We start from the raw sequence: 24,167 nt of genomic DNA on the forward strand, positions 1-24,167 counted from the left end.
ATATGGATGTCCAAGATATAAAAAATAGATTTGGGATTATAGGGAACTCTCCTTTGCTTAATCGTGCAATCGATGTGGCAAAGCAGGTGGCACCTACAGATATATCTGTTTTGATACAAGGAGAGAGTGGTGTGGGGAAGGAAGTTTTCTCTCATATCATCCATCAGTTGAGCTCGCGTAAGCACGGGCCTTTTATTGCGGTCAATTGTGGCGCTATCCCTGAGGGAACAATTGACTCGGAGTTGTTTGGGCATGAGAAAGGCTCCTTCACTGGGGCGCATGAAGCACGCAAGGGCTACTTTGAAGTGGTTGACGGAGGGACTATTTTTTTAGATGAAGTGGGGGAATTGCCTCTAAATACACAAGCTCGTCTTCTGCGGGTTTTGGAATCAGGAGAATATATCCGGGTTGGGTCTTCGAAGGTCCAAAAAGCTAATGTCCGTGTTGTTGCTGCTACGAATGTCGATGTATATGAGGCTGTTAAAAAGGGGAAATTCCGCGAGGATTTGTATTATAGACTAAATACTGTTCCTTTGCGGATACCATCTTTGAGGGAGCGGAAGGAAGATATATTTCTCTTGTTTAGAAAGTTTGTTGTTGATTTTACTGATAAGTACCGGTCGCCTGGCGTACAATTGACACCTGATGCTCAGGAATTGTTGACAAATTATAACTGGCCAGGTAATGTACGACAACTAAAGAATATTGCAGAACAGATAGCTGTTTTAGAAAAGGAAAGAATTGTTGATGCGCGAATTCTCAGCAATTATTTGCCTGCCGAGAAAAACTCTAGTAGCTTGCCTGTTTTTGTGAAAGAGCAAAGTAAAGAGGATTTTTCAGAACGCGATATCCTATATAAAGTCCTTTTTGATATGAAGAAGGATATGGTCGATTTGAAAAAACTGGTGGTAGAACTGTTGCAAAATGGTGCTAATCCCGCTTCTTACGATCAAAATGCTCAATATATAAATCAGTTGTACCAAGAAATAAAGCCAAGTACACCACAGTTGTATAATGAAGATTCAGGACAGACTGCTGCACTGACTATACATAATCCGAATAACATCCCCTCGGGCAATAGTTATGTTTCGATTGATGATACGCAGGATGTGGAAGAGGTTGAGGAATCGCTTTCTTTGGTAGACAAAGAGTCTGATATGATTAAAAAGGCTTTGAAGAAGCATAAAGGTAAACGGAAATCGGCTGCTCAAGAGCTTGGTATTTCGGAGCGTACCTTATATAGAAAAATTAAAGACTTAAATTTAGACTAGATACTTATGTGGGGATTAACAGGTCAGATTAGAGCTATTGGAGCAATGGTAGTTGTGCTTTTATTTATCCAAGGTTGTCGTGTTAAATATGGTTTTACAGGAGGCTCTATTCCAAAAGATATGAAAACTTATTCTGTTTTATATTTTGAGAATATTGCACCTATGGTATATACGACACTTAGCCAGAATTTTACTGAAGGTTTGAAAGAACGAATTCGGACACAATCTAGTTTGAGTCAGGTTAATGCGGATGGGGATGCTATTTTTGAGGGTATGATAACGAACTATACGATTACACCTGCGTCTGTTGCGGCCGGAGGGCTTGAACGAGCTGAAAACAGTAGATTGACTATTACCGTAAAAGTAAAATATACGAATCGTCTCGATCAGACCGGTGAAAGTAATTTTGAGGAGAGTTTTTCTCAGTTTAAAGAATTCGCAGGCTCGGATGTTACTCGATTTGAAGCGGAGTTAAATCAAGAGATTATCAAAGCCCTGACCGAAGATATTTATAACAAAGCATTTGCTAACTGGTAGTATTAACCGTTTTAGATATGACAGATTTAAACCATTCGGCACATATACTATATAGACAGGCTATTGTTGATCCTTCTAGATTGACAGAAGAAGATTTGCTCGGGCTGATTGTACGGTTCCCTTATTCTCAACCTTTAATATTTGCATATGAACGTAGAAAAAAGCTTGTTAAGGAGGAATCCCCTAATAGAGAGTTGGCTCTTCTTTACGCCACTAATGCAAATTGGCTTTGGCACTTTGTGAACGCACCCGTAGTGGAAGTAGAGGAAGTTGTTCCTGAAGTTGAGGAATACATCCCTTTCGAAATTTATGAAAATAAGGAAGAAGTTTCGGCGCTGGTTGAGACTAACTCCTTTAATGAACAAGATGGGATACTGACAATCCCGCTGGACGTCAAAGAGGAAGAAAAGAAGGAGGATGGTTGTGAAATAGAAATTGATGTAAAGTCACAAGAGGAAGAAGTTGAATTGGACAAGCTTGTTCATGGCGGTGCAGTATTGGGTGATTATTTTGTCTTTGAAAAGAAGGAAAAAGAAACGGACGGTGATTGTTCGGATATTGTGAATCTATCACCTGAAGAAGAGCCTGAGGATGTCAGTTTGTATAATGACGATCTTATGCCTTATAGTTTTAGATGGTGGTTGCATAAGACAAGGTTAGAACACGCGGACACTTACCAGCCTTTTATGGTGCCACATCTGCCTAAGCCGGAGAAGGGACATTTTGATTTGTCGAAATTGGATGAAGCGATTCTTGATCAACAGATCAAAGAAAATATTATTCATTTTCAGGAGCCGGAAAGTAAACTTAGTGATGCTGTAAAGAATAGTCCTCCGAAACCGGTAGAGCCCAAGAAGAGTGATGAGGTGATTGAGCGATTCATCAAGGAAGAGCCTATTATACAGGCTCCCTCTGCTCAGAATCTACATAATGAAAATATGGCTAGACAGAGTGCCGAGGATAACTATTCTCTTGTGACGGAGACTTTGGCTAATATTTACATTGACCAAGCGCTCTATCTTAAGGCTATTGAAGTGTTCAAAAAATTAATTTTGAAATATCCAGAAAAAAAATCGTATTTTGCGACCCAAATTCAAGAATTAGAGAAAAACTTATAAATAATATTAACTAAGAAATGACAACATTATTCATTATCCTGATTATTTTGGTAAGTGTGGTTTTAGCATTTTTTGTGCTTATCCAAAATCCAAAAGGTGGAGGTTTATCATCAGGATTTGCTGGTGGGAGTAACTTAATGGGGGTTCAACGTACTGGCGACTTTTTAGAAAAAGGTACATGGACACTAGTAATAGCGCTTATGGTATTTAGTTTAGCTATCAATATTCTGGGCCCAGGTTCTGGTTCTAATTCAGGAGGCCTTTCTAATCAGATTGAAGCTCCAGCGCAAGCGCCTTCTTTGAACTTGAATGCTCCGGCTCAGGGTCAACAAGAAACTCCTGTTAAACCTGATTCAGGAAAATAGGGAATTAGAGAAACAAAAAGCCTTACAATCTTTGTAAGGCTTTTTTTTTGCCCGACTGTCATACTGACATCGCTCTGTAAGAAAGACTGTCATTTCTATTGACCAAAGTGAAAAAATGGCAATATTTTAGCGCCTATTTCATTTGGCACAGTTGGTGATAATGTAGTACAAAGGTTAAATTAAACAATAAACGTATAATAGTATAATTATGGCATTAAGTATTAAACCTATTGGAGACAGAGTAGTAGTAGAAGCTGCTCCAGCAGAAGAGAAAACAGCATCAGGTATCTACATCCCGGATACGGCTAAAGAAAAACCATCACAGGGTACTATCGTTGCGGTTGGCACTGGAAAACCAGAGGAACCACTTACTGTTAAAGTTGGTGACAAGGTGTTGTATGGTAAATATGCAGGTACTGAAATTACTTATGAGGGTAAAGAGTATCTGATTATGCGTGAGGCTGATATTTACGCGGTACTTTAATTAGAATATCGAAATTAAAAAACAAAAATAAGGGTTATCAGAGAAGTATTCTGGAATATCTATTGTCTAAATACTCAATACTAACTACTTAATACTAACAAAATGGCAAAACAAGTTAAATATAACGTTGAGGCGCGTGAAGCCCTTAAAAAAGGAGTTGATACCTTAGCAAATGCAGTAAAAGTTACATTGGGTCCAAAAGGGCGTAACGTGATTATCGAGAAAAAATTCGGTTCTCCAGCGATCACTAAAGATGGTGTGTCTGTAGCTAAGGAAATCGAGCTTAAAGACTCATTAGAAAATATGGGTGCTCAGATGGTCAAAGAAGTAGCTTCTAAAACAGCTGACCAAGCTGGTGATGGTACTACAACAGCTACTGTTTTGGCACAGGCTATCGTTGCTCCAGGAATCAAATCTGTAGCTGCTGGTGCTAATCCAATGGATTTGAAAAGAGGTATCGACAAAGCTGTTGCGGCTGTAGTTACTAATTTGAAATCGCAATCTCAAACTGTAGGTGCTGACAATAATAAAATCAAACAAGTTGCTTCTATATCAGCAAACAACGATGAGGTTATCGGGTCTTTGATCGCTGAAGCGATGGAAAAAGTTGGTAATGATGGCGTTATTACCGTTGAAGAAGCTAAAGGTACTGAAACTGAGGTTAAAACTGTAGAAGGTATGCAGTTTGATCGCGGTTACTTATCTCCTTACTTTGTAACTAACTCGGATAAAATGGAAGCCGAATTAGAAAACCCTTATATCCTAATTTACGATAAGAAAATTAGTAATATGAAGGAGTTGTTACCAGTTTTAGAGAAACAAGTTCAAACAGGTAAACCGTTGTTGATTATTGCAGAAGATTTAGATGGCGAGGCTTTGGCTACTTTGGTAGTAAACAAGATTCGTGGTTCTTTGAAAGTTGCTGCAGTTAAAGCTCCAGGATTTGGTGATCGTCGTAAAGCGATGTTAGAAGATATCGCAATCTTGACTGGTGGTACTGTCATCTCTGAAGAGAGAGGTTATAAATTAGAAAATGCAGAATTATCTTACTTAGGCCAAGCTGAAAAAGTGGTAATCGATAAGGATAACACTACAGTAATCAATGGTTCAGGTAATGCTGATGACATTAAAGCTCGCGTTGCACAGATTCGTTCGCAGATTGAAACTACTACGTCTGACTATGACCGCGAGAAATTGCAAGAGCGTTTAGCTAAGTTGTCTGGTGGTGTCGCTGTTTTATACGTTGGCGCTACTACTGAAGTGGAGATGAAGGAGAAGAAAGATCGTGTGGATGATGCATTGCATGCCACTCGTGCTGCTGTTGAAGAAGGAATCGTCGCTGGTGGAGGTGTAGCCTTTATTCGTGCAGTCGAGGCCTTAGCAGGTCTTAAAGGTGATAATGAGGACGAGCAAATCGGTATCGATATCATCAAAAGAGCTATCGAAGAGCCTTTACGTCAAATTTGTTTTAATGCTGGTGTTGAGGGCGCTGTGATCGTACAGAAGGTGAAAGAAGGAACTGTTGATTTTGGATATAATGCTCGTACGGATAAGTTTGAGAACTTAATCGGTGCAGGTGTTATTGATCCTACAAAAGTATCTCGCGTAGCTTTGGAAAATGCTGCTTCAATCGCTTCTATGTTGTTGACAACAGAGTGTGTATTGGCAGATGAGCCAGAAGAGGCAGGTGCTAGTGCTGGTGTTCCGCCAATGGGCGGCGGCATGGGCGGAATGATGTAATAATTGTTCTTATCATATATAAAAAAATCCCGGGCTGTTTTAGTCAGGGATTTTTTTGTTCCTTCGAAATGAAGCACTCAGTTTTATGATATTATGTTTCGTAGGATGGTGAAAATAAAAAGAATGATTCCAAGTATTAAAATAGCGCTTTGGCCGTACAATACCTTCTTTAATTTCAGTTCTCCATTTGTCGGTTGCGGTATGATTTGTAGGTAAAATCCCAGAATTAAATAAGGTATGAGCAGGGGTAACAATGGGTTTTCCAGAAATGCTTGCCTAACATCTCCATTGAGTAGAGAGTGCGCTGCACGTTGTCCTCCGCATCCCGGACAGTCTAGTCCGGTTATAGCCTTAACAGGGCATTTTGGAAAAAATAAGCTTTCCAAAGGATTAAAATATTTATATAAAAGAGCAACCGTTACCAGGGTCAGAGGGTAAAGCAAAAGAACGCTCTGTCGCTTGTTTAGCCTCATTGAAATGCTCCGCTAATCAGACCTAAGCCAAATATACCTATTCCCAGTAACCATACGGCAGCACAGGCAACTAGGTTAATTATAATCCATTTTTTAGCATTTTTAGAATCACTTTCAGCACCTGCTATATCGCCAGCATAAAACTTTTTTTCTACTCTAGAAGCATACACTATGGAGGGGATACCAAATATCCAGCAACATATTATCGTCGTGATTATACTTTCTATTAAGTATGTTTTCGGTGGTCTTAAATAGGGTGCGGAAGGATTGTTTGTATTGGGAAATGACGATTCTGTTATTTGTTTTGGGGGTATAGGCGGATGATTTGCGCTATTAGCACTGGTAAATAGATCTGCAAGCTCAGCCACATCTTGAGCTTTTGTCCAAGTTACTAAGTCTTCGGACCATATCAGTGTATTGGGGCCAATCTGTTTCATTCGAAGTTCTTCAAGTGGAATTGGACCAAAGGAGTTCTGGCCGTCCGAATAATGGTAACTTTTAGTTGGCATAGCTTACTTTATCTTAGTATCTTACTAAGATAAACATAAATGTGAAATATGTATAATCCCTATCTTGTTACCGGTGTAATTTTTTGTGTAGGTTTTCTTTTGGTTTTTTATGTCTTTAAGAGTTTTAAGCGTAAGAATGATCACGTGTATGTTAATCTTCCTTCTTCTTTTGTTGAAAAGGTATTATCCGATAGGGTTGGGTTCTATAGGAAATTATCTGATTCTGAAAAGTATATATTTCGAGAGCGAGTTCAGTACTTTCTGAAGCGTGTTAAGATATCAGCAGAAAAAGGAACGAATCTGAAGGATGATGACCGTGTATTGTTAGCAGCTAGTGCTACAATACCACTACTTCATTTTGAAACATGGGCTTATGAAAATCTGGATGAGGTAATCGTTTATCCGGATTATTTCGACGAACGGTTTGATACGGAGGCTGTTCATAAAAATGTTGCAGGCATGGTCGGTTCGGGCGCAATGAATCGGAAAATGGTTTTATCATTGCCTGCTTTGCGGGACGGTTTTGAACAATATAGTGTGGGAAATACTGCTGTGCATGAATTTGTACATCTTATTGATAAGGCAGATGGAGAGGTAGATGGGATACCTGAGTATCTGATACCAAAGGAGTTGATTGATCCATGGATGAAGGAAATGAATCGAACTATACGGGAAATACGGGAAGGAGATTCTGATATTCGGACTTATGCGGGAACAAATGAGGCCGAGTTTTTAGCAGTACTATCGGAGTATTTTTTTAGTAAGCCCAGTCGACTTAAGGAAGATTATCCCGAACTATTCGATTTGCTCGATAAAATTTATAATAGGACGCGGAATTAGCCGCTTTAGCCTTTAAGGGAAGTTCGCAGGTTCTTTTTAGGCTATTAGAGTTAGATTTTAAAATAAATCGCTGTCTATGCCTATTGTTGTTTGCGTTCTGGCGGATTTTCGGAGAGTACCAAACTGTTAACCAATCACCAAGGGTCAATTGAAACACCTTACTTGAATCTTAAGCACATCACATGACACTGTAGACTGTTACATGACTTAATTCTATCTGTCATTTTGTTGTTTAATATCTAAATCCTAAAGTAATCGGAATTAAAAAGGATTGCTGTACTATATGTATTCCAGACTTTATATGAACTCCGAATTTTTCATTCAATTTGCAATTTAGCCCGAGCCCGAACTCTGTGAGCATCGTCCCTTTACCACCTTCATATTGATTCCAGATATGGTTATAGCCTAATTTCAAATGAAATAATGGTGTCATCCTGCTTTTTGACGTTAAATATTCAAAGTCTCCAAAAATTGAAACTCCGCTTATGCTCTCAAAATTCAGATATCCTAAACCAATTCCTGTAAATAACTTTGTATCATTAAATGTCAGCCCGTTAACAGATGTCAAGCTAAAGGCATTTTGCTTTTTATCAAGATTATATCCTTTCCAATTGGGGCTGGGGTCAACCGTAAGGGTCCTGAATAAATAATGTTGATAACCAGTTTCGAATCGGCCAGAATAATTAATTTGTGCATTTGAAACTAATGTTGATAAAATCAATATTTTCAGTGTTATAAATAAGCCTTTCATGTTATTTGGACGTTGTCTTTTTGATGCCGGTAATAGGTGACTTGGGATCGACTTTATCCATATATCGAGATCTCCCGCTGGGCTTACTGCATACTCAACAGTTTGAGAAAAACAGTAAGCCGAACGGCAAAGTCTAAATCGTTAGATAAGCGGTTTTTTATTCAGAAAGCTCGATATGTGATACGAAGTATGCCTTTCCGAAATTTTCGAGGTCATGGGTAACGGTCGCACGAATGGATTTCCATTTGGATTCCAACACGGTCGGATTGTTATCATATCTAAAATTTTCCTGATTGTATTCCCAGATTTCAGCCAACTTTTCTCCTACCTGTTCGTCCTTGTAGGTGAGTTTGATCTGGGCTTCGTTGACGAGCAAATATTGGTAACTGTCACCGTCGTTGTAAAGCCATATAAAGTTCGGTCCAGGGACAATCGACCGGACAAGGGACAGCTCAAAAGGCTCATTGCCCTCATATTTCTCTTTGCTGATAACTTTGATGAACTTAAGATGGCTCATTGGGCCACCGTCCATCATTTGGGGCCCTTTGTAAGCAACTACCTTCGCTTTCACTCTATACGTATAGCCAGCTTCCCTATCGTCAAATCCGGAAAGCGGTAGTTGTGGAGATTCATTCTGTGGCAATAGTAAAGGAATATCCCCGACTGCTCCATAGCGGTGGCTGACCAGTAGTTCTACCTCTTGCCCATCTTTGAGATTAAAAGAGCCATAACCTTTCTCCTTTGAACATGCGGAAATGACAAGTACGATCAATAATAAATAAAGGTGCTTCATGGTTTATAAAAATAATGTGAATTAATGTATATACGATATTTATGTCCATAACGCTACCATAACTAAAGTTTTTTATACTGTTAACGAATTTTCCTTTGTGAAAATCCATGTCGGGGTAAAAGGCGGGAGTGTAATGGTCGATACGCCCCCCCTTATGCCATGTTGTATGAGGTAGGAACGGATTTGGTCGGGTCTTGCGTCTATAGAAATAGGTGGCACGGATATCGTCATCGTTTTGTATAGTATAGAAGATAATGCCGTGCGAACTCAATTGCCTTAATTAATGTTTTATAACCCTTGAATTTCTCTATGTCACACGCAGTTTTATTTTGTTCAAGCCCTGCTTTCTTTGGAACAATCTTGATATAGCAAGCTTCTTGATAATGGCGTCTGCCTCGGTCGATTCAAACGTTTTCAGTCCGCCAATGGATCTTTCCTCTCCGGGGCTCCATTTGACTTGCTGTCTCGAGTACCTTATCGCAAAGGATTTGATGATTAGGCCTCTAATTTTAGGAAAAAAAAAGGTTGAAATATTAATATTTCAACCTTTTGTAGCCCGTAGGGGAATCGAACCCCTGTTTCAAGAATGAAAATCTTGCGTCCTAACCCCTAGACGAACGGGCCTTTGTGTGTTTCGGTGTGCAAATATAGAATTAATATCAAACAAAACAAAAATTAATTTTTTTTTAAATGCAATTGAATTTGTATTTTTAAATATCAATCAGAACTTGAATATGGGTAAGTTGTTTTTAGGAACTTTTTTAATGGTTATTTCTATGGGGAAGGCCCTGTTTGCTCAACAAACTAATGTGGCCGAAAAAGTCCAATTAAGCTGGAGAGCTAGCCCAAATTATAACGGTGATGATAATTTGGACTTGATTCTTGTCATTAGAAATGTATCAACTACAAATTTAGATTTGAATCGATGGGATCTATGGTTTAACGCTATGTATCCTGTTATTGACAAAAAGACGGAGAAATATACTTTTTCTAATCAGCGTGGTAACCTTTTTAGGCTTGAGTTTTCAGGTCAGATTTTAGAACCCAACGACTCGCTGGGGACTGTATATACGACCAAATATGCTATCTCGAATATTTCTACAGTACCTAATGGGTTTTATTTTCAAGATAAAAATAACAGTAAGTTATACTACGCTGTAGAGAACGTGTTGTATATGCCTATAATTCTTTCTGCCACGCAGGAGAACAGTTTTAATGCTGCTTTGTATGCACGGAATGAGAAACTGAATAAGAGGACAGCAACCCCAATGATTTTTCCTACCCCTAAGTCGATAAAGACCGGAAAAGGGAGTTACGAAGTGCCAGCGACATTGCATTGCTTTGTTTCACCGGATTTACATATAGGTTTTGAGTTTCTTAATAGAGTTCCTGCGATTAAAGGCATTGATTTGATCTCCTCTAAGGAGGAAGAAGCACAATTCGTTATTAAGAAAGTTAAAGACATGCATAAAGAGGGTTATAAGCTGTCGGTTTCTAAAGAAGGGATACATATTGAAGTTAGTTCTGAGGCAGGTGCACAATATGCATTACAGTCGTTGATATCACTTTTGAGTCCTGCTATGTATTTTTCAAGTGAAGCTCTTCATATTCCCTATATCCAGGTCGAAGATGAACCAAGGTATGCATACAGGGGCTTCATGATGGATATTGCTCGGAACTTTAAGGATAAAGCTACTATTTTGAAATATTTGGATTTGATGGCGTGGTATAAACTTAATGTTTTCCATTTTCATTTTATCGACGATGAAGGGTGGCGTATAGAGATTCCATCTCTTCCCGAGCTTACTGCTGTAGGGGCTGTACGATCTCCTTTATTTAAGGATGGAAAATCATTACAGCCTGGCTATGGATCGGGAGGGAGTCATGACACAACTAAATTTTTAAGTAAAGGTGATTTTATAGAAATATTAAGATATGCACATGATAGGAATATCATTGTTGTTCCAGAAATAGAAACACCAGGACACGCAAGGGCTGCAATTAAGGCTATGCAGGCTAGATATGAGCGTTTTATGGCTTTGGGGCAGCAAGTCGAAGCCGAGAAATATTTGTTATACGATCCGGAGGATCGTTCAGAATATAATTCTGTACAGCATTTTGGAGATAATGTTATCAATCCTGCGTTACCCTCTACGTATACTTTCTTGGAAAAAGTCATAGACGAGTTTGTAGCGATGTATAGGGAGGCCGGCGTCCCCTTTAGGAAAATTTCTATTGGAGGCGATGAGGTACCTGATGGGGTGTGGACCAAGTCTCCCCAGATTGATGCGCTTATGAGGAAGGAGGGGATGAAGTCTACACATGAGGTATGGCCTTATTATATACAGCGCGTTAATGAGATCTGTGCTGCAAAAGGAGTAGATATGGCAGGTTGGGAAGAAATCGGAATGGTTAATAAAGGACAAGGAATGGTTGTGAATCCAGCACTTCCTAATAAATCTAATATCCAGGTCGATGTCTGGAATAATGTAATCGGTGGCGGGCAGGAAGATCTGGCCTATAGATTAGCAAATGCTGGATATCAGACGGTTCTCATCAGTGCCTCTAATATGTATTTCGATATGATGTGGAATACTAACTTTATGGAACCAGGTTTAAAATGGGCAACTTATGCTGATTTGTTCCATTCGTATTCTTTATTGCCCGAAGATTTTTTTGCTAATATAGACACTTATTATAGTGGAGAGAAATTAGGTAAAAAGGCATTTAATAATCGTGTTAGACTAACAGAGAAGGGAAAAGCTAATTTTTTGGGTATAAAAGGTGGATTGTGGGCTGAGACTGTTCTTACAGAAGAACAAATGGATTATTTGGTTTTTCCCCGTTTTTTTGCCTTAGCCGAACGGGCCTGGTCTTCTAAGCGAAAGTATGAAGACGAATCAAAATTCAACCTGAAGCTTATTGAAGAAGATTATAGGAGCTTTATACATAAGGTCGGTATTGATGAATTAGCAAAGATTAAAGGTGTAGTTAAATTCCGGCTTCCTGGTGTAGGTTTAAAAGAGAATAGCGGTGTATTATTCGCTAACGTTGAATACCCAGGTTTTTCTATATACTATACAACGGATGGAACGTTACCTACGTTGAAAAGTGCCCGTTATGAAGAGGGTAAACCAGTATCTTACAAAAAGGGACAAACCCTTGCTTTTGCAGTGGTGGATACCGAAGGACGTGTGGGGCAGGTGTCTTACTTTAAGAAATAAATGGTATAATATCTTGCATGTCTATATCGGAATGTGAGGCATTATAAAGACAGTTATGACCTTGAACAACGATTAGTTGGGGGGATTCATGTTTGACTCCCCAAAGTTGTTCTATCGTATTGGATATCTCCCGATAGGCGATTAGATCCAGATAGTGTATAATAGTATCTTTTGGTATAAGAACTTTATCGTGCTCTAGATTTCGTTTAGCCATTGCACTTACAGGGCAACGCGTACTATGCTTAAATAGAATGTGTATTGCGTTAGAGGCAAATATATCCTGTATTGAATCCATGGAATTAATTTCTTTCCAAATCATGCTAATAGTTTTATTAAAGATCAGTGAATTTTCCAGCCTCCATCTCTGTAAAGGCCGCTACTATCTGAAACTGATGTGTGGAACGATGCTCAAAGACTGTGGGGAGTAGGATCCCTTCTCCAATATCCTTCGTTGCAGAGGTTCTGAATTCTACGTTGTCAATGCTGATGGATTTTATCTCGCCTTTGTTGGTCAAAGATATCTTGCCATCTATGGTGTTATCGCCAAGCGTCGATAGGTTGGAAAATGAAATAATATTTATTTTATCAGCATTAAAAACCTTTTGAGATACCTCCGTTATCTTCGAAGGACTGTTGCTTAAAAGAGCTGGTAAGAAAAGCATTTGGGTATCATTGAAAAACTGAGTAAGTATATTGTCTATCAAACTGTCGGTATTTTCTTTGCTTTCTTGCTCGTTGATAAAATATTTTTTGGTTTTTTTTGTCTTGTAATTGAATAAAAGAACAATGTTTTCATTGTTTTTATTAATTCCTTCAAAACGACAGTCTGCCGTTTTTTTATCAATAAGAAAAGTACGCTCATTGTTAAATCCCACGATATGGGATGGACCAATAGCTGTATATAGTAAATAACGAGTATTAGCCCATTTATTTGCTTCGCCTACAGATAATTCGACCAAATCCTTACCACTCTGTTCCTGTGCATTTAAATTGCAGGGAATGGATAAAAGTATGTAACCGATCAGGAAAAACGTAAATCCATTGTATTTCATATCACTATGTTTTACATCTGTAAAAAACTACCTCGTTCTATGTTTTTTCTTCGGATATGTGTTGTAGGCAGCGCAGGTTGATTGTGTGCCGCAAGATGATAAAATCGCGGTACCAATAATTAGACAACTCAAAAAGATTAACTTCCTGTTCATGTTCTCAAGATTATCAAAAACAATACCAATACTAGAATGATTGGGCGATATGGCACATTTGAATTGCTGTGATCGCAGCTTCTTCACCTTTATTACCATGTTTACCTCCTGCTCGATCCAAGGCTTGTTGCATATTGTCTGTAGTTAATACGCCAAAGATAACAGGTTTATTGTGTTTGATGCTAACATTTGCTATTCCGTTAGCTACTGCATCACAAATAAAATCAAAATGGCGTGTTTCGCCCTGTATAACACATCCCAGACAGATGACAGCATCGATTTCCTGATTTCTGAGTATAATATCTGCTCCGGAAATCAATTCATAGCTTCCTGGAACTTCAATTACTTGGATGTTTTCTTCAATAGATCCATGTTTTAACAATCCATCTACTGCTCCTGCTAGTAAAGCTCCTGTAATATCAGCATTCCATTGTGCTACTACAATTGCAAATTTTATTCCTTTGGCATTTTTGACCTGTAGGTGTGAAAAATCAGATAAATTTTTTAAGCTACTTGACATGATGAGGTTCTCCTTTTTAATCAAAAAGGCCGCTTATGAAGCAGCCTTTTTATTAGTTTTAATATGAAATATTATTGTTTTGCCTGTACACGAGCTAAAGGTCCATCTATTGTAGACGCTTCTGCACTTTCAGGATATTCTGTTTTTATTTTAGAATATGCTTCTTCCGCTTGTTTATTCTCGTTTATCTGTTCATATACAAGTCCTAGTTTCTTTAAGAAAAGAGGCGTTGTATAGGAGTTCTTTGACTTATTTGCTGCTTTTTTATAATAGTCAGCCGCATTTTTATAGTCATGACTTTCAGAATACGAATCACCAATTAATCCGATTACTAATGGATCCAATATCTCGCTTCCTGTTTCAGCATACTTTTTAAGATACTTGATAGCTTCCTGAAAATTCTGCTGACGTAAGTATAAGCTGCCCAAATATGCATTCGCAATATTTGCTGATGGTGTATTTGAGTATTCGTCAGCTATTTCTTTAAAGCCTAAGAATGTGCCGTCTCCGTCTATTGCTTTTTTCTGTAAGGAGTCGATTAAGGCGTATTCCTCTGCTTTGTACATCGCATCAGTTGCTTTTTCCGCTCGAGGAGCGAGATAAAATTTCTGATATCCAAAATATAGTAAAATCAATACAATGATTCCTCCTAGGATAAAAACCACACTCTTTTGATTGTCTTGAAAAAATGAACCTTTTTTCTCGGTTGAATTGATATTCGTTGACATTAGTTTATTTTAAATAATTATACGGAACGCAAAAATACACTTTTATTAAATATTTGCAATACTTTGTTGTTATAAAATGCTAATTTATTGCCTCTTAAGAGGTACGAATCTCCTGATGCTTATCCAGTAGTTCATATTCTGAATTTTGACTCTTGAATTCTGGGACAATAACTTTCATTTGTTTAACAATATTTGTGTTGTGCTGTGAGTCGGTAATATCCAACAGCTTTTGTAGTTGTGTAGATATTTTGTCAAAATCATTGTCTCTGACCTTGGCAATCATGATTTTTTGATGATGAGTCGGTAGAGTGTTCTCTAAGTCATTGAGAAGCTCTTCATAAAGCTTCTCGCCAGGACGTAGCCCTGTAAACTTTATTTCTATATCTTGATTGGGGATATATCCGGAGAGTTTTATCATTTTTTGAGCGAGATCTACAATTTTGACAGACTTTCCCATATCGAATACGAAGATTTCTCCGCCTTGTCCCATACTTCCTGCCTCGATGACGAGTTGACAGGCTTCTGGGATAGTCATAAAGTAGCGGGTTATCTCCGGATGAGTGACGGTGACTGGTCCTCCTTTTTCGATTTGCTCCCTGAATCTAGGAATCACAGAACCGTTTGACCCTAATACATTCCCAAATCTGGTTGTTATAAATTTTGTACCAGCTTTGTTTTCTTTTGTTATTTTGCTATTTAGCGATTGTACATATATCTCTGCTATACGCTTTGTGGCTCCCATCACGTTTGTCGGGTTGACCGCCTTATCAGTAGATACAAAGACAAATTTCTGAACATTATATTCGACAGCGAGATTAGCTAGATTCATGGTGCCGAAAATGTTAGTCTTTACTCCTTCAATTGGATGGTTCTCCATCATAGGTACATGTTTGTAGGCTGCTGCATGGTACACAATATGTGGCCTAAAAGTTTCGAATAAAATATTCATTCGCTCCCTACTTTTGACATCTGCAATAAACGTATGAAAAAGCTGGTCCTTAAAGTTTTCCTGAAGATCGAGCTGTAGATTGTGCAGAGGAGACTCGGCTTGGTCACATAATATGATCATTTGAGGAGAGTACTGACCTAATTGTTTTGCAATTTCGCTACCTATTGAACCTGCTGCACCGGTTACTAGTACACGCTTCCCTTTGAGTTGTTCTAGTACAGTCTCATTTTCTAGTTTGATGGTTGATCTGTCAAGTAGGTCTTCTATCCTAACATTTTTTATCTGATTTACTGCTAAATCTCCATTCATAATTTTTTTTATTGGAGGTAGCGTCAGTACAGATACGTTATGTTCAAGGCATATTTCGATGATCTCTGATTTTTTGTCAGGAGGTATAGACGGTGTAGCAATAATAAGTTCATCTACAGCACATTTATAGATGACCTTAGAAAGTTCTTCAGAACCGAATATTTTGACACCATCAATTGACTTTCCTATCTTAGACGAATTGTCGTCCAAATATCCAACTATTATTTTATTAGAGGTCAGATCATGGTCAAATGTTCTTTTTACGGCAATTCCTAATTCTCCAGCACCAAAGACCAGTGTGTTTTTCTTAATTTTCCGGACTGTTTTTGAGTACTGAAAAAAGATCTTAATGGATGTCCTATAGGTTATTAATCCCGCAAAAAGGAAAAGAGAATAGATAATTATAAGTCTACTATCCAGAAATTTAGGCACACGAAAAGCTAATCCAAACAACTTGAGAGCAAAAAGTATAATTATTGTAAAAAGGATGGTAGATAGAATCCTTATGGAATCAGCTGCACTTGTGTAACGGACAATACCTGAATAAAGTCTAAATATGGAGAATGATATTGCTGTAGCACCAATGCAAAGTAAAAATTGTGTTGCAAAATCATTTGGAGAGACTGCGTAAAACTGGAAGTTATGGAAAAGTGCAAATGCTGTTAAAAACGTTACTGAAGCAACAAACAAGTCTAACGAAAAAATTATCCATCTAGGGACTATTTTAACATGATTGATGACTCTGAATAATTTCATTTATAATTTTACGTAGTGATTCTTACAAATGTAGTAGAAAAATATAACAGTTTTATCTTTATTGTTTTTGTACTGTTAAATGGATGAAACTTAATCTAATATATTTATATTTACTCCATTAATTCGTTTGAAATGGGTAATATGACTAGGATTGCGCAAGATGCGTTTGGGCAAACTCAAGAAGCTTATAAATCGAAGGTAAGTTCAAAATGTAAACTTGTTATCGGCATACCTAAAGAGATTGTTTTTCAGGAAAATAGAATAGCGTTGACACCGTTGTCTGTTGCCCTATTGGTGGAACATGGTCATGAAGTTCTAATTGAAAGTGGTGCGGGGCAGGCTTCTAATTTTTTGGATCATCATTATAGTGAGCAAGGTGCGCAGATTGTCTATGAGAAAGAAAGAGTTTTTAACGCAGATATCATTATAAAGATTGCAAGTCCTACTATTGAGGAAGTAGCTTTGATGAGGAGTAAGCAGATTCTGTTTTCATCGCAACAACCGTCCTTGATGGGGCTCGGTATTCTGAAAGCAATGATGAAAAAACAGATTACAGCTTTGTCCTATGAGTATTTGCAAGATGAAGGCGGGCATCTCACGGTCGTAAGGGCCATGAGCGAGATTGTGGGGGCTACCTCTATTCTTATTGCGGCGGAGTATTTATCTAATGTGTTCGAAGGAAAGGGCTTGATGTTGGGAGGGGTCACAGGTGTGCCTCCGACGGAGATTGTAATTATCGGCGCGGGCACAGTGGGTGAATTTGCCGCGAGGACGGCTATTGCCTTGGGTGCACAGGTTAAAGTTTTTGATAGTTCAGTATTTAGGTTACGCCGGTTGCAAAATAATGTCGGAACGAGGGTGTTTACATCGGTAATACAGCCTATAATTTTAAATAAAGCTATATTGTCGTGTGATGTCGTAATCGGTGCGTTGAGAGCGAAAAATGGTCGCTCACCCTGTATAATATCAGAGGAAACGGTTTCGAAGATGAAGCCTAACTCCGTTCTTATTGATGTTTCTATAGATCAAGGGGGTTGTTTTGAAACCTCGGAAATCACCTCCCACGATCGTCCTGTCTTCAAAAAGTATGAAGTCATACATTATTGTGTGCCCAATATAGCATCAAGGGTGGCTCGTACGGCAACTTATGCGATGACCAATATATTTACTCCAATTCTATTACAAGTTGCCGACTATGGTGGGATAAGTAATCTGATTTGGGGACATAGCGGAGTACGTAATGCAGTATACCTTTATCAGGGCAGTTTGACGAATAAGGATATGGCTGATAAATTTGATATTCCCTACAAAGACTTGAGTTTAATGATAGTTGTAAATCAATAACAAATCGAACAATGTGGTTAACTAGATGTGAATGTATTTTTTTGTTTTTTTCTATTATAATGATCCAATCTGCTATCGCACAGGAAAAGGTTAACTTTTATCCCAACGGTATTTTGAATGCACGGGAGAATGTTGATTTAAGAGATAATGTCCCTGAATTGTATTGCTATAAACCAGTGAACCAGATTCATTCTAAAGTGTTTCTGATTATCCCAGGTGGTGGGTATTCGCGTGTAGCGATCGCCCATGAAGGCCATGATGTGGCCAAGCGTTTGCAAAAGCTTGGTTATGCCTCTTATGTGCTTCGATATAGGTTGCCAACGGATAGTCAGATGATTGATAAAAGAATTGCACCAATACAAGATGCGCAGATGGCCATTACTTATATTCGTAGAAATGGAGAATCGGATGGAGTAAATGTTGGTCAGGTTGGCGTTCTTGGATTCTCAGCTGGAGGACATTTAGCGTCAACTTTGTCAACTCATTTTGGTATTTCTTACATCGGTCCCATTGAGGACGGTATCTTACGGCCTGATTTTTCGGTATTAGTCTATCCTGTAATCACGATGTTGGATAGTATTACACATCAAGGATCTAAAAGAAACTTAATCGGGCCTCTTTTTGAAGAAAGCGATGTTGCTCGATTTTCTAATGAAAGCCAGGTGAATAGAGATACTCCTTCGACTTATCTTGTTCATGCAGAGGATGATGTTGTCGTTCCCATAGCAAATAGCTTATTGTATAAGAAGGCATTGGATCTGTACAGGATACCGAATGAACTATATCAGTATAAATTTGGGGGGCATGGATTTGGTCTGACTAATAAGAAGGAAGATGGCGATTGGTTTGGCGACATGTTAGAATGGCTAGAAAAAAAATCCCTATAGAAATCACTCTAATTGCTTAAACCTGATATATTGTCTTATTAATAGATCTACTTGGCAGTTTTTAGGAAGAGGAGTGGCAGTATTTACAATAGCGTGTAGCGATAGTGTTTCGTTGCCTACTACATATTCTTTGTAGAAACCTCTAAATCGGATGTTTTTTATCCAAAAATCAGCGTTTTCATCAGCGACTACATCGATCCATTCCTGATGGATTGCTATTGAATCTGAAGTTGGTATAGATAAGCTCAGAGCCTGATCTTTCGTTAGCACATTGCTTTTGGCTAGGAGTAATGCTGTATAAGGATTTTTTGGGGTAAAATATAGTGACTCCGGAGATCCTAGGTCTACAATTTTTCCTTGCTTCATGACAATTAGTGTATCAGCCATAGCTAATACTTCGGCGGGATCATGCGAAACAAGGACTACGGTGAGTCCAATTTCATTCACAATCTGGCGAATATCCTGTTGTAAATCATCTCTAAATGCTGCGTCGACTTGGTTAAAGGGTTCATCCATCAATAGTACCTCTGGGTCGTTAATAAGAGCTCTGGCAATAGCAACACGTTGACGTTCTCCACCACTGAGATCGGCGACACGTTGCTGAGCGAGATGATCTATTTTTAAGCGTTGTAGCATCTCTTCTGTTCTCGTCTTCTTATAGTCTAGATTTGTATTGGGCAGCTGAGAAGCAATGTTATCCCAGACTTTGGCATATAAGTTTAAATCATCGAAACCCTGAGAAACCAACTTCATCGCGTCGTGCCCTGGGATAAGTTTGTCCTTGCGGGTTGGAACTAACCATCCTTTGTACCGGATTTCACCCGATTGAGGCTCTAGAAGACCATATATTAGTTTTAATAGTGTGCTTTTCCCGCTCCCTGACTCTCCTATGATCGCTGTTATTTGACCTTGTTGAATATCGAAATCCACCAAGTCTACTGCAACAACCTTTTTTTTGCCTTCAAATATGCTGCTAACATGGCGCCCATGGATTAGTGATATGTCTGTTTTTTGTATATCAGAAGGAATGTATTGACAAGCGGATTTAGATTGAGCCATAAAAAATGCCGAAATGTGATTTCGGCATAAAAGTAATGATTTTTTCTATCAAGGCCTAAAAACCTAGTGTGAGTCCAAAGGTAAAATTGTTTAAATCTTTTTGATCAGGACTGTTTTCAAACATATCGTTAACATAGTATTTGGCAAACACGCCGAAGCAGTCATACCCTATGCGCACAAAAGGACCATATTGAAAGCTTGCAAGGTTGTAGTTGTCTTTAAATTTTTGCTTTCCCTGTTCTTGACTCTTTAATCTTTGAGTCCCTTTTAGTAGGATCCCTGTCATTGCACCAAAGGCAACTTTTACACGATCCCCTTTACTATTTTGAGCACTGCGCCATTCAAAGGCAAGAGGTAGCCTAAGGTAAGTTGAGGTCAGTATATTCTTCGTGTAGTTTACTTCTGTGGGGTCTATATTTTTGTAAGATAGCGACTGTGCATCTTGCTCTAAAACGATATTTTTTTTCAGACGTAGATAGTTCCACTCAAAGCCAGTTGAAAGGTAGGTCTTGAAGTTGTCATTAAACCTTACGCCGACCTGTAGAATGTCAAACCCGAAATTCGATGCTTTTTTGTAAGTTAAAAAGTCGTTTTCTTCTGATAGTGTGAATTTTCCATCATCCATTATCCTAGAGAATCCCCAATCAATACGTGTGAATGTAAGACCGCCAAAAGCCCTTGGATAGGTGGTTTTATTGGAGCCATCTTTTATACCGATGCTAATGTCTAAATCTCTGTCTTGTTGCTCGGGGTTGTCTTGCGCTTGAGCAGAAGAGAGGGATAAGTAGATAAATATTACTCCTAACGTACTATATTTAAGATTGAATGCTTTCATCGTTTTATTTTTTTACGGTTTTTAACTAGTGAATTTATAATGTCTACACGGAAGGAGCCTTCTTCATCGGCCCGAAAACGTATATCCTTTGTGGTACTTATTTCGAGTTTGTCTGATATCGTGTTTAATATTGATGTTACTATATTTTGATTCGATGACTCATGTGGAGTGTGCGCATACATACTTTCTGTTTCTTCGTCAAAACTAATTAACGGTTTTATTCCTTCTATTTCTGTGACTTGACGAATGGGCAGGTCCGCTGCGTTGCGTTGCTGTTGACTTTGTAAACTAGTGAGCATAGGTTTTACTTCTTCTAGGTCATTTGTCGATAGTTCTATTTTTTTTCTCTTCTGTTCTAAGTGATTATTCACTACGCTTTGTACCTGTTTTGATGCTAGTATTACTGTAGATGACATTTTTTCTTTCTCTGTTATCTCATTGGATATCACTTTAGGCGTGGCAGGTTGTTCCTGTTTTATAATACTTGGTAAAGGGGACTCGTCTTTGTCTGGTATTATGCTGACGCTTTTATCTGTTGTAAGGAGATGGTTGCTATTGTCTAACTTTAACCATGTAAGAATAGTACCAAATGCTAGAAATGCTGCGGCAGCATATTTAAACCATGTATTTCTTTTAGAAGGAATACGGATCACTTGTTCCTTTTCGTCCAGTTGCTTTTCGATTTGTCTCCATATGTTTTTAGTTGGTGTTTCTTCAGCTTCATGGAAAGCCCTTCGAAACAATTTGTCAATTTCTTCCTCTTTCATGATGAATTAATGCATTAATTTTGTCAATCTACTTTGTAGCCATTGTCTAGCTCTAGAAAGTTGCGATTTAGAATTTCCTTCTGATATATTCAACATTTCCGCAATTTCTTTGTGTGCGTATCCTTCTACTGCATAGAGATTGAAAACGGTTCTATAGCCTATAGGTAATTGTTGCACTAGTGTCAACAAATCTTTGTATGTCGTCTGATCCGTTCCGATCTGGCTTGTCAGCTGAAGGGAGTCATTCGCTTCGATAGATTCGGTGTTTTTTTTCCTGTTTTTTCTGTAGGTTTCTATAGCTACATTGATCATAATTCTTTTTATCCAGCCTTCAAGTGGCCCTGTACCATCGTATAGATGGTGTTTAGTGAAAACTTTTACAAATCCATTCTGTAAGATATCTTCTGCCTCAAGTGTTGTATTTGCATATCGCATACATATGGCAAGCATTTTCTTAGAAAAATAATCATATAGTGTAGCCTGTGCTTTTCTATCTTGCTTTTTGCACCCTTGCCATATTATATTTAGATTATTATTTTCCAATTAATTGATATTCGTTAATAGGAAGACGTCAGCTCGGCGTAGAAGGTTGCATCGTCTGTTGAAAAAAATTATTTTTTTTCAAAGGATATTGTTCTGGATTGAAAATCAGCTAGCGTAATGTTGACTTCTATGGCATCGGTCGGTAGTAAATTTGGGATCTTTTCCGGCCATTCTACGAAGCAATAGTTGCCGGAATAAAAGTATTCTTCATATCCAAAGTCAAAAGCTTCAGACTCATTCTTTAATCTATAGAAATCAAAATGGAAGATAGGGCCGTTGTCGGAAGCATATTCGTTGACAATGGAAAACGTTGGGCTGGATGTATGATCGTGAACACCAAGTTGTTGGCAGAGTTCATTTATGAGTGTGGTTTTTCCTGTTCCCATTGCCCCATAAAAAAGAAATACCCGGTTCTGTGGATATGCATTTATCATCTCTGATGCGGCTCTCTTTAATTCTGTTAAGTCTTTTACATTGATTTCCATGATATACAAAAATACCTATTTTGGAATATATGTAGCATATGGGATGATCATTTCTTCTAAGGATATGCCTCCATGTTGAAAGGTGCCATTGTAATAATTGACAAATTGATTGTAGTTGTTGGGATAAACAAAATATATATCTTCTTTTGCAAAGACAAAGGTGGAGCTGACATGTAGTTTGGGGAGCTGCGCCTCATTCGGATTCCGTATAGTAAATACATCCTTATCGACATAGTTGAGATTTTTTCCTTGTTTATATCTAAGGTTAGTATTAGTATTTCGGTAGCCCACGACCTTGCTGGGTTTTTTCACCTGAATTGTACCATGATCTGTGGTGATTACTACTCGTACATTTTTTTGAGACAACCATTTTAAAACATCTAATAGGGGGGAATGTTCGAACCAAGATACAGTCAGTGATCGGTATGCGGCTTCGTCATTGGCCAATTCTCTGATCATCGCCATATCTGTTCGTGCGTGAGAAAGCATGTCAACAAAGTTATACACAAGTACATTGAGATCGTTTTGCATGTAGTTACTTATGTTGTCTAACACTTCTTTTCCTTGATCCAAAGTGAGTATCTTGGTGTAACTATGTTTGATCTCTCTTCTGTAAAGCCGTTTGATTTGATCGGCTAAGAATTTATCTTCATGAAGATTCTTTCCTCCTTCATCTTCGTCATTCTGCCAGAGATCAGGAAATCGCTTTTCCATTTCTAAAGGGGTGAGCCCACTGAATATGGCGTTGCGGGCATACTGTGTCGCAGTGGGTAATATACTATAGTAACTGTCTTCTTCTTCAAGTCTAAAATAATCGGTAATAACATCGTTAATTACTTTCCACTGGTCGTATCGTAGATTATCAATCAAGAAGAAAAAAGTGGGCTTTTCGGCTTGAAGGTTTGGAAATACCTTTTTCCGAAAGAGTTGATGTGACAATATTGGACTATACTCAGGATTTTGAATCCATTTGAGATAATTTCTCTCTATAAATTTAGAAAATGTTGTGTTAGCGTCAGCTTTCTGCATAGTGAGTATCTCGTGCATGCTTTCGTCTTCAAGTTTTTCTAGAGATAACTCCCAGTAAATGAGTTTTTTGTAGACTTCAGTCCATTCGTCAAAACTAAGATCATTATTGATGACCATACCTAGGTTTCTAAATTCCTGTTGATAAGCCATTGATGTCTTTTCGCTAACGATTCTTTTGTTCTCTGTGAATTTTTTTATTGTTAGTAGGATCTGCCTAGGGTTTACGGGTTTTATGAGGTAGTCATCAATTTTAGCGCCTATTGCATCTTCCATGAGATGCTCTTCTTCATTTTTTGTTACCAATATAGTTGGTGTTGTCGGATTTATAGCTTTAAGTATACTAAGGGTTTCTAGCCCAGTTAGTCCTGGCATATTTTCGTCTAAAAAAACCAGGTCGAAAGGTTCTTGTCTGAAAGCGTCTACGGCATCGTTGCCATTATTGACAGTACGTACTTTAAATCCTTTTTCTTCTAGTAATAGGATATGAGGTTTGAGAAACTCAATTTCATCATCCGCCCAAAGTATATGTGTTTTTGCCATGCTGTTCTATTGTATTCTGTATCGCTGTTATCGTCTGTTAAATAAAGTGACCTGTAAGGCTAACAGGGTTTCTAAGTGGAAAAGCTAATAGATCAATATAAGCTTA

At 38.2% G+C, this 24,167-nt stretch carries 25 protein-coding genes and 1 tRNA gene; 10 read left to right on the forward strand and 16 right to left on the reverse strand.

All coding sequences use genetic code 11. The annotated features are described in order from the left end of the window. The first annotated feature begins 2 nt into the window (after positions 1-2). From JKG61_RS12960 to groL, 6 genes are all read left to right on the forward strand, one after another. Complete coding sequence (locus tag JKG61_RS12960; protein ID WP_202103406.1) at positions 3-1,271, forward strand: sigma 54-interacting transcriptional regulator; 1,269 nt, start codon at positions 3-5, stop codon at positions 1,269-1,271. A gap of 6 nt (positions 1,272-1,277) precedes the next feature. After that, positions 1,278-1,808: an LptE family protein gene (locus tag JKG61_RS12965; protein WP_202103407.1), complete on the forward strand. Its 531-nt coding sequence runs from the start codon at positions 1,278-1,280 to the stop codon at positions 1,806-1,808. Between the two features lie 17 nt (positions 1,809-1,825). After that, positions 1,826-2,926 (forward strand): hypothetical protein, encoded by a 1,101-nt coding sequence (locus JKG61_RS12970; RefSeq protein WP_202103408.1) that lies wholly within the window; start codon positions 1,826-1,828, stop codon positions 2,924-2,926. Between the two features lie 17 nt (positions 2,927-2,943). Then, a complete protein-coding gene (gene secG, locus JKG61_RS12975) occupies positions 2,944-3,291 on the forward strand; it encodes a preprotein translocase subunit SecG (protein ID WP_202103409.1) in 348 nt (115 codons plus the stop codon). A gap of 208 nt (positions 3,292-3,499) precedes the next feature. Beyond that, complete coding sequence (locus tag JKG61_RS12980; protein ID WP_202103410.1) at positions 3,500-3,775, forward strand: co-chaperone GroES; 276 nt, start codon at positions 3,500-3,502, stop codon at positions 3,773-3,775. 102 nt (positions 3,776-3,877) lie between these two features. Next, entirely contained in the window at positions 3,878-5,515 is a 1,638-nt protein-coding gene (groL, locus tag JKG61_RS12985) for a chaperonin GroEL (protein WP_202103411.1), read from the forward strand. A gap of 83 nt (positions 5,516-5,598) precedes the next feature. Here the strand turns inward: groL and JKG61_RS23325 are convergent, their stop codons facing one another. Both JKG61_RS23325 and JKG61_RS12995 read right to left on the reverse strand, forming a co-directional pair. Continuing rightward, a complete protein-coding gene (locus JKG61_RS23325) occupies positions 5,599-5,988 on the reverse strand; it encodes a DUF2752 domain-containing protein (RefSeq protein ID WP_202103412.1) in 390 nt (129 codons plus the stop codon). Continuing rightward, positions 5,985-6,497 (reverse strand): CD225/dispanin family protein, encoded by a 513-nt coding sequence (locus tag JKG61_RS12995; RefSeq protein WP_202103413.1) that lies wholly within the window; start codon positions 6,495-6,497, stop codon positions 5,985-5,987. The genes JKG61_RS23325 and JKG61_RS12995 overlap by 4 nt, the downstream gene beginning before the upstream one ends. 48 nt (positions 6,498-6,545) lie before the next feature. Here JKG61_RS12995 and JKG61_RS13000 point away from each other — a divergent pair, with 48 nt between their 5' ends. Next, positions 6,546-7,337, forward strand: coding sequence for a M90 family metallopeptidase (locus tag JKG61_RS13000; protein ID WP_202103414.1), 792 nt, complete (start codon positions 6,546-6,548; stop codon positions 7,335-7,337). Between the two features lie 232 nt (positions 7,338-7,569). Here JKG61_RS13000 and JKG61_RS13005 read toward each other — a convergent pair whose 3' ends face one another. The 3 genes from JKG61_RS13005 to JKG61_RS13015 form a co-directional block, all read right to left on the reverse strand. Beyond that, positions 7,570-8,088: a hypothetical protein gene (locus JKG61_RS13005; protein WP_202103415.1), complete on the reverse strand. Its 519-nt coding sequence runs from the start codon at positions 8,086-8,088 to the stop codon at positions 7,570-7,572. A 157-nt stretch (positions 8,089-8,245) separates the two neighbouring features. Continuing rightward, positions 8,246-8,881 carry a hypothetical protein gene (locus JKG61_RS13010; protein WP_202103416.1) on the reverse strand — a complete coding sequence of 212 codons (636 nt, stop codon included), beginning with the start codon at positions 8,879-8,881 and terminating at the stop codon, positions 8,246-8,248. Positions 8,882-9,433: 552 nt separating this feature from the next. Then, positions 9,434-9,505 (reverse strand) — tRNA-Glu (locus JKG61_RS13015). A 110-nt stretch (positions 9,506-9,615) separates the two neighbouring features. Between JKG61_RS13015 and JKG61_RS13020 the strand changes: the two genes are divergently transcribed. Beyond that, on the forward strand, positions 9,616-12,105 hold the full coding sequence (locus tag JKG61_RS13020; protein ID WP_202103417.1) for a family 20 glycosylhydrolase: 2,490 nt from the start codon (positions 9,616-9,618) through the stop codon (positions 12,103-12,105). Here the strand turns inward: JKG61_RS13020 and ytxJ are convergent. The 5 genes from ytxJ to JKG61_RS13045 all read right to left on the reverse strand — a co-directional run bounded on the left by ytxJ (position 12,095) and on the right by JKG61_RS13045 (position 16,572). Continuing rightward, positions 12,095-12,424, reverse strand: a complete 330-nt coding sequence (ytxJ, locus tag JKG61_RS13025) for a bacillithiol system redox-active protein YtxJ (RefSeq protein ID WP_202103418.1) — start codon at positions 12,422-12,424, stop codon at positions 12,095-12,097. The two genes, JKG61_RS13020 and ytxJ, sit on opposite strands and share 11 nt — an antisense overlap. Positions 12,425-12,437: 13 nt before the next feature. Then, positions 12,438-13,157, reverse strand: a complete 720-nt coding sequence (locus tag JKG61_RS13030) for a hypothetical protein (RefSeq protein ID WP_202103419.1) — start codon at positions 13,155-13,157, stop codon at positions 12,438-12,440. 184 nt (positions 13,158-13,341) lie between these two features. Next, positions 13,342-13,830, reverse strand: a complete 489-nt coding sequence (gene ribH / locus JKG61_RS13035) for a 6,7-dimethyl-8-ribityllumazine synthase (RefSeq protein WP_202103420.1) — start codon at positions 13,828-13,830, stop codon at positions 13,342-13,344. A 71-nt stretch (positions 13,831-13,901) separates the two neighbouring features. Continuing rightward, positions 13,902-14,558, reverse strand: coding sequence for a tetratricopeptide repeat protein (locus JKG61_RS13040; protein ID WP_202103421.1), 657 nt, complete (start codon positions 14,556-14,558; stop codon positions 13,902-13,904). A gap of 94 nt (positions 14,559-14,652) precedes the next feature. After that, positions 14,653-16,572, reverse strand: coding sequence for a nucleoside-diphosphate sugar epimerase/dehydratase (locus JKG61_RS13045; protein WP_202103422.1), 1,920 nt, complete (start codon positions 16,570-16,572; stop codon positions 14,653-14,655). Positions 16,573-16,704: 132 nt separating this feature from the next. Between JKG61_RS13045 and JKG61_RS13050 the strand changes: the two genes are divergently transcribed. Both JKG61_RS13050 and JKG61_RS13055 read left to right on the forward strand, forming a co-directional pair. After that, on the forward strand, positions 16,705-17,916 hold the full coding sequence (locus JKG61_RS13050) for an alanine dehydrogenase (RefSeq protein ID WP_202103423.1): 1,212 nt from the start codon (positions 16,705-16,707) through the stop codon (positions 17,914-17,916). 59 nt (positions 17,917-17,975) lie between these two features. Then, a complete protein-coding gene (locus tag JKG61_RS13055; protein ID WP_237249472.1) occupies positions 17,976-18,803 on the forward strand; it encodes an alpha/beta hydrolase in 828 nt (275 codons plus the stop codon). Between the two features lie 3 nt (positions 18,804-18,806). Here JKG61_RS13055 and JKG61_RS13060 read toward each other — a convergent pair whose 3' ends face one another. The 6 genes from JKG61_RS13060 to porX form a co-directional block, all read right to left on the reverse strand. Continuing rightward, complete coding sequence (locus tag JKG61_RS13060; RefSeq protein ID WP_202103425.1) at positions 18,807-19,862, reverse strand: ABC transporter ATP-binding protein; 1,056 nt, start codon at positions 19,860-19,862, stop codon at positions 18,807-18,809. A gap of 55 nt (positions 19,863-19,917) precedes the next feature. After that, complete coding sequence (locus tag JKG61_RS13065; protein ID WP_202103426.1) at positions 19,918-20,697, reverse strand: outer membrane beta-barrel protein; 780 nt, start codon at positions 20,695-20,697, stop codon at positions 19,918-19,920. Then, entirely contained in the window at positions 20,694-21,464 is a 771-nt protein-coding gene (locus JKG61_RS13070) for a hypothetical protein (protein ID WP_202103427.1), read from the reverse strand. The genes JKG61_RS13065 and JKG61_RS13070 overlap by 4 nt, the downstream gene beginning before the upstream one ends. 6 nt (positions 21,465-21,470) lie before the next feature. Continuing rightward, positions 21,471-22,007 carry an RNA polymerase sigma factor gene (locus JKG61_RS13075; RefSeq protein WP_202103428.1) on the reverse strand — a complete coding sequence of 179 codons (537 nt, stop codon included), beginning with the start codon at positions 22,005-22,007 and terminating at the stop codon, positions 21,471-21,473. 68 nt (positions 22,008-22,075) lie between these two features. Beyond that, positions 22,076-22,492, reverse strand: coding sequence for a tRNA (adenosine(37)-N6)-threonylcarbamoyltransferase complex ATPase subunit type 1 TsaE (tsaE, locus tag JKG61_RS13080; protein ID WP_202103429.1), 417 nt, complete (start codon positions 22,490-22,492; stop codon positions 22,076-22,078). A 15-nt stretch (positions 22,493-22,507) separates the two neighbouring features. Next, entirely contained in the window at positions 22,508-24,061 is a 1,554-nt protein-coding gene (gene porX, locus JKG61_RS13085) for a T9SS response regulator signal transducer PorX (RefSeq protein WP_202103430.1), read from the reverse strand. Between the last annotated feature and the right edge of the window lie 106 nt (positions 24,062-24,167).

Origin of the sequence: Sphingobacterium faecale, from assembly GCF_016746095.1 — a bacterium.
Taxonomy (GTDB): Bacteria; Bacteroidota; Bacteroidia; order Sphingobacteriales; family Sphingobacteriaceae; genus Sphingobacterium; species Sphingobacterium faecale.